General features: G+C 48.3%; 10 protein-coding genes. 1 reads left to right on the top strand and 9 read right to left on the bottom strand.

Annotated features, from left to right (window positions below; all coding sequences use genetic code 11):
- Positions 1–96: 96 nt before the first annotated feature.
- The 5 genes from narI to QRX25_RS18095 form a co-directional block, all read right to left on the bottom strand.
- The gene (narI, locus tag QRX25_RS18075) at positions 97–765 is read right to left on the bottom strand and encodes a respiratory nitrate reductase subunit gamma (protein WP_115996650.1); all 669 of its coding nucleotides are present in this window, start codon (positions 763–765) and stop codon (positions 97–99) included.
- Positions 762–1,316: a nitrate reductase molybdenum cofactor assembly chaperone gene (gene narJ, locus QRX25_RS18080; RefSeq protein ID WP_212099644.1), complete on the bottom strand. Its 555-nt coding sequence runs from the start codon at positions 1,314–1,316 to the stop codon at positions 762–764. The genes narI and narJ overlap by 4 nt, the downstream gene beginning before the upstream one ends.
- Positions 1,317–1,342: 26 nt before the next feature.
- Positions 1,343–2,806, bottom strand: a complete 1,464-nt coding sequence (narH, locus tag QRX25_RS18085; protein ID WP_212099647.1) for a nitrate reductase subunit beta — start codon at positions 2,804–2,806, stop codon at positions 1,343–1,345.
- On the bottom strand, positions 2,796–6,482 hold the full coding sequence (locus QRX25_RS18090; protein WP_212099650.1) for a nitrate reductase subunit alpha: 3,687 nt from the start codon (positions 6,480–6,482) through the stop codon (positions 2,796–2,798). Before QRX25_RS18090 ends, narH begins: the two co-directional genes overlap by 11 nt.
- A 175-nt stretch (positions 6,483–6,657) precedes the next feature.
- The gene (locus tag QRX25_RS18095; protein WP_212099653.1) at positions 6,658–7,137 is read right to left on the bottom strand and encodes a cyclic nucleotide-binding domain-containing protein; all 480 of its coding nucleotides are present in this window, start codon (positions 7,135–7,137) and stop codon (positions 6,658–6,660) included.
- Between the two features lie 143 nt (positions 7,138–7,280).
- Between QRX25_RS18095 and QRX25_RS18100 the strand changes: the two genes are divergently transcribed.
- Positions 7,281–7,997: a YwiC-like family protein gene (locus tag QRX25_RS18100; protein WP_212099656.1), complete on the top strand. Its 717-nt coding sequence runs from the start codon at positions 7,281–7,283 to the stop codon at positions 7,995–7,997.
- A gap of 32 nt (positions 7,998–8,029) precedes the next feature.
- Here QRX25_RS18100 and fnr read toward each other — a convergent pair whose 3' ends face one another.
- From fnr to QRX25_RS18120, 4 genes are all read right to left on the bottom strand, one after another.
- Positions 8,030–8,746 carry a fumarate/nitrate reduction transcriptional regulator Fnr gene (fnr, locus tag QRX25_RS18105; protein ID WP_014471163.1) on the bottom strand — a complete coding sequence of 239 codons (717 nt, stop codon included), beginning with the start codon at positions 8,744–8,746 and terminating at the stop codon, positions 8,030–8,032.
- Between the two features lie 97 nt (positions 8,747–8,843).
- Entirely contained in the window at positions 8,844–10,034 is a 1,191-nt protein-coding gene (gene narK, locus QRX25_RS18110; protein ID WP_212099659.1) for a nitrate/nitrite transporter, read from the bottom strand.
- Between the two features lie 132 nt (positions 10,035–10,166).
- Positions 10,167–11,837 (bottom strand): arginine--tRNA ligase, encoded by a 1,671-nt coding sequence (gene argS, locus QRX25_RS18115; protein WP_065982573.1) that lies wholly within the window; start codon positions 11,835–11,837, stop codon positions 10,167–10,169.
- Positions 11,834–12,262 (bottom strand): YwiB family protein, encoded by a 429-nt coding sequence (locus QRX25_RS18120; RefSeq protein ID WP_212099662.1) that lies wholly within the window; start codon positions 12,260–12,262, stop codon positions 11,834–11,836. Before QRX25_RS18120 ends, argS begins: the two co-directional genes overlap by 4 nt.
- Positions 12,263–12,396 lie beyond the last annotated feature (134 nt).

Raw genomic sequence — 12,396 nt, forward strand, 5'->3', positions numbered from 1 at the left:
CGCGCGGAAAGGCTTATGATTCGGCTTCCTGTGATGAAGGAGAAAAGCCTTTTCAAGAACCGTTGAAAAAATCACCCCCCTTTTGCAAGGGGGTGTTTAGCGTTTTCGATATACAACATAGCTGCGGGTCAAGTACTTGAGCGGCAGGCTGAACACGTGAACCAATCTCGTAAACGGCCAGAGGATAAAAACGGCGTATCCTATGATGATATGAAACTTAAACCATAACGGGACACTCTCCATCAAAGAGGCATCAGGCCTGAACAAAATGAGCTCCCTGAACCACGGCCCCACTGTTGTCCGGTAATCAAAGCCTTTCGAATCAATGTTGAGAAACGTGGCCGCAACGCCCGACAGCATCATAAACAGCAGCAGAATGAGCGTGAGAAAATCCGCCGGCGAGCTGGTGTTGCGGATTCTTTTGTCAAACAGCCTTCTGTATATCAGGATGAACAGGCCGGTACACGCCGCGACCCCTGCAGGCAGGCCCGCGCCAATCGCCATTTTGTGATACGTATGCTCGGAAATGCCTATGGCGGAGTACACGGCTTCCGGGATCAGAATTCCCATGATATGGCCGCCGATGACGCACAGCAGGCCCCAGTGAAAAAGGGTGCTGCCCGCCGCAAGTTTTTTCTTTTCCAACAGCTCGCTTGATTTTGCCGTCCAGCCAAACTGGTCATGCTGATAGCGGTAAATATGTCCGCCGATAAAGATCGTCAATACAATGTATGGCATCACGCCCCAGAGAATCTGTCCGTTCATGCTTGAACAGCCCCTTCTTTGCTTTCACGAACGCCGATATCTTCCAGCGCGGCAATCAGGACATGCAGCAGCCCGGCGTATATGCTGTCATTTTTTTCGAGGCGGGACGCCAGCTCCCTCACATTGGACAGATATTTCTCAAATACGCTTCTTGCGGCTTCAATTTCCGCAATCGCCGCAAATTCAAGCATAAGCGGCAGATAATCAGGCAGTTCTTTCTCTGTCGGCAGGAAACCGGATTGCTGGTATGTGTTCTTTAAATGCAGCAATTCAATGCCGCGTTCCCTTTGCTCGCCTGAGTTAAAGTAGGTGACATACATATTCGTTTTTTTCCCGAAATCGAACGTATAGACATAGTGTTCAATCAGCGCTTCCTGAGAAAATCCGGCTGCCGCCTTCAAAAAGCGCAGCAGCTTCTTCCTGATTTCCTGGCTGCTGATGTCAAGGATAAGAGTCTTCCAATCGGGAAGCTCGGCTCTCCACTCTTCGTCCGGATAAGAGAGAAGACAGGAAAGAGCGGAGAACGTAATTTGCCGGTCTGTGGTGTTCATCTTGTTACACCTCATTTATCAAAAAATTAGAAACAAGATCCGGGGCCGCCTGAAAATGATAAGCCGCAGCTCCCTTGTTCAGCGTATAAATCTGACACTTCTTCCCGATGGCTGCTCGGAATCACAAAGCGGTCATCATATTTGGCGATCGCCAGCAGCCGGTACATATCTTCAATTTGCCATTCTGTCAGACCGACACTGGAGATGAGTGCCGGATCGATGGATTTATTCGTCTGGACCGCTCGCATATACTGGCGCATGACAGACATTTTCTTTAACGTTGACCGAATATGATCCGTGTCTCCCGCCGTTAATAGCTGCGCCAGGTAGTCAATCGGGATTCTCATTTGGTCGATAGCCGGAAAAATAGCTTCCGCAGATTGCCGGCTGCCTTTTCCTTCAAAGAGATTCATAATCGGGCTGAGCGGCGGTATGTACCAAACCATCGGCAGCGTGCGGTACTCAGGATGAAGCGGAAGCGCAATCTTCCAGTCGATGATCATTTTATAGATCGGCGATTTTCGCGCGGCCTCTATCCATTCATCCGGGATGCCTTGTTCTTTTGCCAGTCTGGCAACCTCAGGATCATTCGGATCAAGAAAAACGTCCAATTGGGAATGATAGAGATCCTTTTCATGTTCAACCGATGCCGCTTCCTCGACTTTGTCCGCGTCATACAGCATGACACCGAGGTAGCGGATTCTGCCTACACACGTTTCGGAGCAGATGGTCGGCAGCCCCGCCTCCAAACGCGGAAAGCAGAGTGTGCATTTTTCGGCTTTGTTTGTTTTCCAGTTAAAATAAACTTTTTTATAAGGGCAGGATGACACGCAATATCTCCATGAACGGCAGGCGTTTTGATCCACGAGCACAATACCGTCTTCTTCGCGTTTGTACATAGCGCCGGACGGGCAGGATGACACGCACGCCGGATTGATGCAGTGCTCGCAAATACGCGGCAGATACATCATAAAGACTTCATCGAATTCCGTTTTGATCGATTCCTCCATTTTTTGCACGTTCGGATCTTCAAGCCCCGTAATGTGGCCGCCCGCGAGATCATCCTCCCAGTTCGGGCCCCATTCGATATTCATGAAATTCCCCGTCAATGACGATTTCGGACGCGCCACCGGCTGATGTTTTTTCTGCGGGCTGTTTGTTAATGTTTCATAATCATAGTTCCAAGGTTCATAGTAATCATCAATCGCCGGCTGATTCGGATTATAGAAAAGGCCTGCTAGCCGATTCGTTTTCGGGCCGATTTTCAGCTCGAGCTTTCCCTTTTTTAAAGTCCAGCCGCCTTTATATTTGTCCTGATCCTCCCATTGCTTCGGATAGCCGATGCCCGGCTTTGTTTCTACATTATTGAAGTACATATATTCCGCACCGGAGCGGTTTGTCCACGTGTTTTTGCAGGTGACGCTGCATGTGTGGCAGCCGATGCATTTATCCAAGTTCATGACCATACCGATTTGCGCTTTAATCTTCAAGCCAATCGACCTCCTTCAGCTTGCGGATGACGACATTCAGGTCACGCTGGTTCCCTGTCGGACCGTAATAGTTAAAGCCGTAGCTGAGCTGGGCATAGCCTCCGATCATCTGTGTCGGCTTGACGTGAATCCTTGTCGGGCTGTTATGGGTGCCGCCGCGGTTATTCGTCAGTTTTGTGCCGGGCACGTTGATGTGGCGGTCCTGAGCATGATGCATAAACGCCATCCCTTTAGGAATCCGGTGAGACAAAACAGCCCTCGCGACGACAACGCCGTTTCGGTTGAAGCATTCAATCCAATCGTTGTCCTTGATATCCGTGTCCTCTGCGTCATCTTTATTCATCCACACGGTCGGCCCTCCGCGGAACAGCGTCAGCATCGGCAGGGAATCGAAATACATGCTGTGGACGGACCATTTATTATGCGGCGTCAAATAGTTGAGGACGATTTCTTTCCCCTCCTGATCAGGCCGCTTGCTCAGAAACGGACGATGCTGGAGGATCGGTTTAAATGTCGCCATCGTTTCACCGAATTCCATCATCAGTTCATGATCGACATAGTAGGATTGTCTGCCCGTCAGTGTCCGCCACGGGATTAATTTTTCCACATTCGTCGTAAACGGCGAGTATCTGCGCCCCCCTTTTTCTGAGCCGGTAAAGACCGGAGAGGTGATGACCGTTTTCGGCTGGGCTGTAATTTGTTCGAACGTAAAGCATTCTTCCTCCCGCTCTTCCGCAAGGTCTTTCAGCTTCAGGTTTGTGATGTTTTCAAGTGACTCCCATGCTTTGACGGCGACTTTTCCATTTGAAGTGGACGATAGGGCTAAAATCGCTTCCGCCGCCTGCTTCGCTTCACTTATATTCGGACATCCCTTTGCAACACTGTCCGATTCGGTTTCTCCCAGTCTCTTTTTGAGTGATTCATATTCATCGGCTATCGACCAGCTCATGCCTTTTGTTCCGCTCGGCTTTAAAGCAGCGTTTGGACCGAGCGCGGTCATTTTATGAAAAATATGCTTGTAATCCCGTTCAACGACTTGGATGTTTGGCATCGTTTTTCCCGGAATCGCTTCACATTCACCTTTGCTCCAGTCATTGATTTTGCCGAACGGCTGGGCCAATTCCTGGATGGTGTCATGAAGGAGCGGTGTCGCGACAACCTCTTTTACCGGTTCCATATCGACTTCTTCCGCAAGATCGGAAACGGCTTTTGAGAGGGCTTTGAAAATATCCCAGTCTGACCTCGATTCCCACGGTGCCGAGATGGCCGGTGCAAAAGGGTGAATGAACGGATGCATATCCGTACTGCTGAGATCGTGTTTTTCGTACCATGTCGCCGCCGGCAGCACGATATCGGAATACAGCGCCGTACCCGCCATTCGAAAGTCGAGATTGATTAACAAGTCGAGCTTTCCTTCCGGCGCCTGCTCCCGCCATTTGATTTCTTCAGGACGGATGCTGTCGCTGTCGTCATTCATCAAACCGTTCGTCGTCCCCAGCAGATGCTTGAGAAAATATTCATGCCCTTTTCCTGAGCTGGAGATCAGATTTGCCCGCCATACGAAGAGATTCCTTGGGAAGTTCACTTCATTGTCAGGATCTTCAATCGCGAATTTCAGCTTTTTCTCTTGAAGCTGTGAGGCCACGTACGCACCGACGTCCTCTGGTGCCGCCGCCCCCGCTTTTTCAGCTTCTTTGTACAGATCAATGCCGTTTTGATTGAATGTCGGATAAGACGGCAGCCATCCTAACCGGGCCGCCAGCACATTGTAATCAGCGTGATGCTTGTAGCGGGATGACGCAGCAATCGGTGAAGCCAAATCGCTGATCGGCTGGTCCTCATAGCGCCACTGATCTGTCGCAAAGTAGAAAAATGAGGTGCCGTTTTGCAGCTTAGGCACGCCTTCCCAGTCCTTTGCAGTTGCAATCGTCTGCCATCCTTCAGCGGGACGGAGCTTTTCCTGTCCCACATAATGAGCCCAGCCTCCGCCGTTTACGCCTTGCGCGCCTACGAGTAAAACAAGATTTAACACCGCACGATAGATCGTGTCGGAGTTGAACCAGTGGTTGATCCCCGCCCCGACGATAATCATGGATCTGCCGTCTGTATCGATCGCATTTTGGGCAAATTCCCTGGCAATCTGAATGACGGCTTCTCTTTTAATTCCTGTGATCCGTTCCTGCCAGGCAGGTGTAAACGGACGAGGATCATCATAGGATACAGCTGCTTGTTCGCCGATGCCCCGGTTCACGCCGTAGTTGGCCAATATCAAGTCAAACACGGTCGTGACGTACACCTCTTCGCCATTCAGGTTTACTTTTTTAATAGGAAGATCCCGCTCAAGCACTTTGTTTCCGTCATTTGAAAAATACGGAATGCGCACCCTGCCGATTTCGTCCTCTATTCCAAGTACAGAGAGGCGGGGTTCGATCTGTTCTCCGGTGTCTTCATCGATCATGTGCAGATTCCACTTCTTCTGACCGTCCCAGCGGGAGCCCATTGTTCCTTGCGGTATGGCAAACGCGCCTGTCTGTTCATTCCAGACCGCGGGTTTCCACTGATCATGTTTTGTCTGCCGTCCGATGTCCTTCGCATGCAGAAACCGCCCCGCTGTATACACGCCATTTTCTTTTGACAGGGTGACGAGGAATGGAAAATCCGTGTATTGCTTTGCGTACTTGATAAAACGCTCTGTCTCTTGATTCACGTAAAATTCCTGCAAAATGACGTGACCCATCGCCATCGCAAGCGCCCCGTCAGTCCCTTGGCGGATACTCAGCCAGTCATCGGCGAACTTGGAGGATTCCGCAAAATCCGGGCTGACTGAAATGACCTTGGCGCCTTTATAGCGGGCTTCCGCCAAAAAATGCGCATCAGGCGTTCTCGTCAACGGAACGTTTGAGCCCCATGTGATGATATAGCCGGAATTGTACCAATCACTGCTTTCCGGAACGTCCGTCTGGTCACCCCAAATTTGCGGGGACGCCGGAGGAAGATCCGCATACCAGTCATAAAAACTGAGCATAGGCCCGCCCATTAAAGACATAAACCGGGAGCCTGAAGCATGGCTGATCATAGACATCGCCGGAATCGGGGAAAAACCGACATTCCGGTCAGGCCCGTATTTCATCACTGTATACAGCAGAGAGGCCGAGATCAGCTTCAGCACCTCCGGCCATTCAGCGCGCACAAAACCGCCTTTCCCTCTTGCCCGTTTATAAGACTTCGCTTTTTCAGGGTGTTCGACGATTGATTTCCAGGCATCCAATGGATTTTGATGGGCCTGTAATGCTTCCCGCCACAAATTGATCAGCACACCGCGCACGTATGGGTATTTCACACGCAGCGGGCTGTAGATGTACCACGAAAAACTGGCCCCCCGCGGACAGCCTCTCGGTTCGAAATCAGGCATATCCGGGCCTGTAGATGGATAATTCAAGTTTTGTCCTTCCCACGTGACAATTCCGTTTTTCACGTAAATATTCCAGCTGCAAGACCCCGTGCAGTTGACACCGTGGGTGGAGCGAACGACTTTGTCGTACTGCCATCTGTTTCTGTATACATTCTCCCAATCACGATCTTCTTGGGTGGTTTGGCTATGTTTATTTGAATGATGTTCGATAGGAGAAAAATAGTTTAATCTCCTGAACAACGGACTCATTTTCTTTTTCTTCATGATCGTTCACTCCTTCCGAGTCAGGTGATGCTATGTACACTATAAACAGAGACATCACGTTACCTTGTGAACTATGTCACACACTCTGCTTTTTTCACAAAATGTCCACACACAGAAGAAGGAAGGATGCCTGAGTCATTAGCCGCCTTAGATTCAAAGAAAAACCCGGCTCTATTTAAGAACCGGGTTCTGCGCTTTCATCCCGTGATGTATGCAGATACCGTAAAAACAATTGATAGGAACAAAAGACATTTTGCTGAAGCATCGCCAAAAAGTTCATTTGCAGCTTCGGATGGTAAGACATCATTTGCTTGAATATGGAATATGGAATATTGAGTGCCAGAATGTCCGGGGAAGCATTAACTGAGATAAAAGGCGATAGAGACAGTCCGCCTTTTTCATCAACCGGAAACACAGCGCCTTTTTCCCACAGCGCAACGGTTTGCGATCTTTCAGGGAGCCTGCTGTCCTTAAAACGGATACTGCCTTTTAATACGATATATACGGATTGTGAATGATGAAGAAAGGATGGAGACTGATCAGACGAGCCGCGGATTAACGTCCCGTTTTTCAATAAGGCTGCGACAATGGACAGAGGCACTTCATTAAACATAGGAAGTTGTTTCAGACATAATAAATAGTCACACTGATTCATAGGAAAGCCTCCCGTGCTAAGGATAGCTTTAGTGTAGCCCGATTGAGTGTGCACGGCAGTGATATATTTCACAGCTTGTATGATGAATGTCACTTATCAGGAGGATGCCTGCATTTATAATGAAGTAAAAAAGGAGGATTTTGATGAAGGCGATGATTCCGAAGCAGCACGGCGCATGGGCGATGCTGCTGATTCCATTTTTACTCGGGATGGTCAAGGGAGGCCCGGTTTTCTGGCATATTCCGCTCTTTCTGGGCTGGCTTTTCCTTTACTTGACGGTTTATCCCGTTTCACTTGCCTTGAAAAAGAAACAGCTCAAGCCCTATCAAAAGTGGATATGGTACTACGGTGTTCCGGCCTGCTGCTTTCTGACTGTCTCTGCCGTTCATAAGCCCCCTCTCATCTGGGTGGGCGTTTCTTTACTGCCGCTGTTTCTTATCCATATGCATTATGCCCGCCGAAAAAACGAACGAGCGCTGACGAACGATGCTGCGGGTGTCCTGTTCTTTTGTTCAGGCGGACTTGCGAGCTGCTGGCTGGGAACGGGAGCCCTTGACGGCTGGGCTTGGTTTCTATTCTTGCAATCTGCTTTATTTTTTATCGGAAGTTCTTTTTATGTGAAATCAGTCATCCGTGAGAGAAAAAACAGGGCATTTGCATACTGGTCATGGGGATATCACCTGCTGCTCCCCTTTTTATCCGCTCTATTCGGAGCAGGATGGGCGTTTTTTGCTTTTATCCCAAGCAGTTTGCGGGCCTGGTTTTTTCACGGGAAAGATTGGCCCGCGAAAAAAATCGGCATTCTTGAAATCGCAAACACCGGCTTCTTTTTCGCTGTCATGTGTACATATATGGCGTAAAAAAAACAAGGACAGCGGCTGTCCTTGTTTTTTCAGTCAATATTACAGATCTCCAGCGGGCAGTTTTCACACTCGATCTCACATCGTAAATAGTCCCGCTTGTGCAAAATAATTTTCCCGGCTTCATCTATCGAAATAACCCCTTGTTTGCGAAGGTCTCCCAGCATGCGGTTGACGCTTTCTCTCGCCGCCGCGCAAAACTTAGCCAAATCCTGATTTGTCAGCACAATGTTGATCAGAATCCCGTCGCTTCGTTCCACCCCGTAGCTGTTTGATAAGCGGATAAGAGTAGAATAGAGCGCCCCTTTTTTGCCGTGAAGAAGCAGATCCCTGATTTTGGACTGAATTTTCCGGAGATGGGTGCTCATCCATTTCATAAATTCAAAAGTCAAATCACCATTTTGGATTAATTCCTTTTCCAGCTTGTTTTTATTAATGACGAGCACCTCGCCACCCTCTAACACTTTTGCGCTGAGCATATATCTCGGCTCTTCTGTAAACAGTGTCAGTTCCCCGACAATATCGTTTTTTTGGCAGATTCTAAGCGTCAGGTCTTTGCCGTCAGACGTCAGCTTGCCGATTTCAATGAGTCCTGATTGAATCAGATAAAGCTCTTCTGCATCCATTCCTTCTTGAAACAAATACGTGTGTTTTTTCATTTTCCTTTTTGTGCTGATCGATTTCAGCAATTCATGGAGTTCGCGGGAAAGAAGTTCTTTATCAGATTTTCGGACAGAGAGAATATTCATGAGCTCACCTCGAAGAAAGTCACGTTGCGTATGTTTATTGTAACGTGACTTGATTTGCACTCATCCAGAAAAAACTAACAATCTTGTGAATGGATCATCATGAATGGAGGCTCTGACTGTTTCTCTCCGTATGTGTTTTCATTTTTTCCTGCCAATACATCCAGATCACAAGGACAAAGCTCGCCAACGCAACCTCCGAAAGCGCCATAAACCCGATGGCGTATTGTCCTGTTGCCTGAAATACACTTGCCAGAATCAGCGGAGGGAAAAAGCCGCCCAGTCCGCCCATGGCAGACACAATACCGTTGGCAATTCCCGCCTGCTTCGAAAAATAGAAAGGCACCAGTTTAAATACCGTTCCGTTCCCAATACCTGAGCAGACCGCCACCGTTAATGACCCAAACGCATAAAGGCCGATCGTCGGCGAGAATGACAGCATAACACCTGATAGCGTAAGCCCTGCGAAAACGAACATCAAAATGCAGAGCGGGTTCATTTTATCAGCAAGAAATCCTCCCGCAGGCCTGAGCAGCGTAGAGACCGCAATAAAGCCGGCCGTCCGCAGACCGGCATCCGCCGGGCTCAGCCCAAAATGCTGAACCAAAAAGTTCGGAAGATAGATGGTAAAGGCAACAAAGGCGCCAAACGTAATAAAATAAAACAGGCTCAAAAACCAAAGCACATGATTTCGGTAAACGGCTTTCATTTGAGTTTTTACGGAAACTTTGACCTTCTTCTCATGCCGATCGCCGAATAAAACGTGCAGTAATGCGAAAACAGCCAGCAAAACCAGATACATCTGCACGGTTGCTTTCCATCCCGCAGCTTGAGCAATAACCGGCGCCGCAAATGTGGTAATGGCGGTGCCGATGTTTCCGGCACCGTAAATTCCATTGACGGCACCGTGCTTTTCTTTCGGATAATATTTCGGAAGGGAGGTCACCCCAATGGAAAACACCGCTCCGCCGATCCCTAAGAAAAAGCCGCCTGCGATTAAATCAAACAGAGAATCCGCGATACTGATCCAAAACACAGGAAACAAAAGAAAGATGAAGCTGATCATAAACATTAGCCGCGCCCCATATCTGTTCGTCAAATACCCTAATGGAATGCGGAGAAGCGATCCGAGAATAACGGGAATCGCCGTCACCAATGAAATCTCGCCTTTGCTTAAATGAATATCTGATGTCATTTGGGAAATGAGTGATGAAATCAGCACCCACACCATAAACCCTGCCACTAAGCTTAATGACTGCAATGATAATTGAATATGTTGACGATTGATCATTCGGCTTGCTCCTTTCACTGATTCAATATCAGTCTTATCATACAAAAACTCGGTGTACAGGATTGTGAATTACATCACACGCTTTATATGCAAAAAAAGACAAAGCCCGAAGACTTTGTCCTTTCATGATGATTACATTTTTTCCGGAGCCGATACGCCGATCAGCTGAAGCGCATTGTTCAGCGTAATTTGCGTCGCTTTCATTAAAGCCAGACGCGCGCGGCTCTTCTCTTTATTTTCAGGATCGATGACTTTTTCCGCATTGTAGAAGCTGTGAAGAGCGGATGCCAAATCATAAATGTAGTTGGTGATCCGGTGCGGGATGCGTTTTTCCGCCGCCTCCGCCACAGCTTCAGGGAATCCGCCGATCGTTTTCAGAAGATCGTATTCTTTTTCTGATTGAATATGGCTGAAATCAAGATCTGCCGCCGGTTTAAGTCCCTGCTCTTCCCCTTGGCGAAGCATGCTGCAAATACGGGCATGCGCGTATTGTGCATAATACACAGGGTTTTCGTTTGATGTAGATACGGCAAGATCCAGATCAAAATCCATATGCGTATCGGCGCTGCGCATCGCGAAGAAATAACGGACCGCGTCAAGGCCGACCTCTTCAATCAGGTCACGCATCGTTACGGCTTTCCCCGTACGTTTGCTCATCTTCATTTTTTCGCCGTTTTTATATAAATGAACGAGCTGAATGATTTCAACTTCCAATGTGCCTTTTTTGTAACCGAGCGCTTCAATTGCCGCTTTCATACGCGGAATATAGCCGTGGTGATCCGCGCCCCACACATTGATGAGCTTGTCGAAGCCGCGGTCAAGCTTGTCTTTATGGTATGCGATGTCCGGAAGCAGATAAGTGTATGAGCCGTCTTTTTTGATCAGCACACGGTCTTTGTCGTCACCGAACGTTGTGGAACGGAACCATGTCGCGCCGTCCTCTTCGTATACATGGCCCTTTTCGCGAAGCGCCTCAAGCGCCTGATCGATTTTTCCGTTTTCGTACAGTGACGTTTCAGAATACCATACGTCAAACGGCACGCGGAAATTCTCCAGGTCGGAGCGGAGTTTATCAAGCTCGTACTTTAAGCCGTATTCACGGAAAAATGCCTGACGTTCGCTCTCCTCTTCATGTACGAAGCGGTCACCGAAATCTTCGGCAAGCTTTTTCCCGATAGCGATAATATCTTCGCCCCGGTAGCCGTCTTCCGGCATCGGTTTTTCAAGACCGAGCGCCTCAAAATAACGGACTTCAACAGAAAGGGCCAGATTGTTAATCTGATTGCCCGCATCATTAATATAGTATTCGCGGCTCACATCATAGCCCGCTTTAGAAAGCACGCTGCACAGCACGTCACCTACTGCCGCGCCGCGCGCATGGCCTAAGTGAAGATCTCCCGTCGGGTTGGCGGACACGAATTCCACCTGAATCTTTTCGCCTTGTCCGACGTTTGTCTCTCCGTAATGTTCACCCGCTTCAAGCACGGACGGAATCAGTTTTGTTAAGTAGCTGTTGTTCATGTAAAAGTTGATAAAGCCCGGCCCCGCAATATCCATCTTTTCAATGGAAGCCCTGCCTTTATCAAATGCCGCCACGATCTCCTCGGCGATTTGGCGCGGCGCTTTTTTGGCGATTCTCGCCAGCTGCATCGCCATGTTTGTGGAATAATCACCGTGTGTTTTGTCTTTCGGCGTTTCTAACAGTACGCTTGGAATCTGGCTTTCTTCCGCCAGGCCCGCTTTCAGAACGGCCGCTTTGATTTCTTCCTTCAGCACGTCCTTCATTTGTTCCGCAATATTCATGCGTGAGTTCCTCCCTCATACGTGATCGTCATATTATGTAAATGCTGCTGCTCGTCTCCGACATGCATGTCATATGCGATGCTGATTCGGCCTTTTTCTTCACCGAGATCAGATTGAATCGATTTTGTGCTTGTTTCCAGCTCCAGCTCACCAAATGACATTTTATATTTCGCAATTGTGGAAGCTCCCGTTATGAAACGCTGATTCATTTTAACAGCGCCTGACCTCATGATCACGACTTCGCCTTCGCTCACCTTCACAATCGTTTTTACTTTGCCTAGGTCGTGTTCTTCATAATAAGATAGATACACTTTTTGTTGTTTTACATAGTAAAATCCGGTAGTACGGAATTCGATGACTTCCTCATTTCCGTCATCCTCGATCACAGACTTCACATGGAGTGTTATCGGTGTCTCTTGCTTCATTTTGACACGTCCTTTTCATCATTCCACTTTGACTTGAATAGTATAATCATTCAGCTTGTAAACTTCAACTGCTTCTATCTTACCATCATTGCTCATTAGATTTGAAGATAAACCTCATAAAAAGCAGTCCTTAT

This window comes from Bacillus sp. L381 (assembly GCF_030284525.1).
Classification (GTDB): domain Bacteria; phylum Bacillota; class Bacilli; order Bacillales; family Bacillaceae; genus Bacillus; species Bacillus amyloliquefaciens.

Bases quoted from the DNA above. Each gene is read 5' to 3' on its own strand.
- narI (WP_115996650.1), bottom strand. From the start codon at position 765: ATGAACGGACAGATTCTCTGGGGCGTGATGCCATACATTGTATTGACG.
- narJ (WP_212099644.1), bottom strand. From the start codon at position 1,316: ATGAACACCACAGACCGGCAAATTACGTTCTCCGCTCTTTCCTGTCTT.
- QRX25_RS18090 (WP_212099650.1), bottom strand. From the start codon at position 6,482: ATGAAGAAAAAGAAAATGAGTCCGTTGTTCAGGAGATTAAACTATTTT.
- QRX25_RS18095 (WP_212099653.1), bottom strand. From the start codon at position 7,137: ATGAATCAGTGTGACTATTTATTATGTCTGAAACAACTTCCTATGTTT.
- QRX25_RS18100 (WP_212099656.1), top strand. From the start codon at position 7,281: ATGAAGGCGATGATTCCGAAGCAGCACGGCGCATGGGCGATGCTGCTG.
- fnr (WP_014471163.1), bottom strand. From the start codon at position 8,746: ATGAATATTCTCTCTGTCCGAAAATCTGATAAAGAACTTCTTTCCCGC.
- narK (WP_212099659.1), bottom strand. From the start codon at position 10,034: ATGATCAATCGTCAACATATTCAATTATCATTGCAGTCATTAAGCTTA.
- argS (WP_065982573.1), bottom strand. From the start codon at position 11,837: ATGAATATTGCGGAACAAATGAAGGACGTGCTGAAGGAAGAAATCAAA.
- QRX25_RS18120 (WP_212099662.1), bottom strand. From the start codon at position 12,262: ATGAAGCAAGAGACACCGATAACACTCCATGTGAAGTCTGTGATCGAG.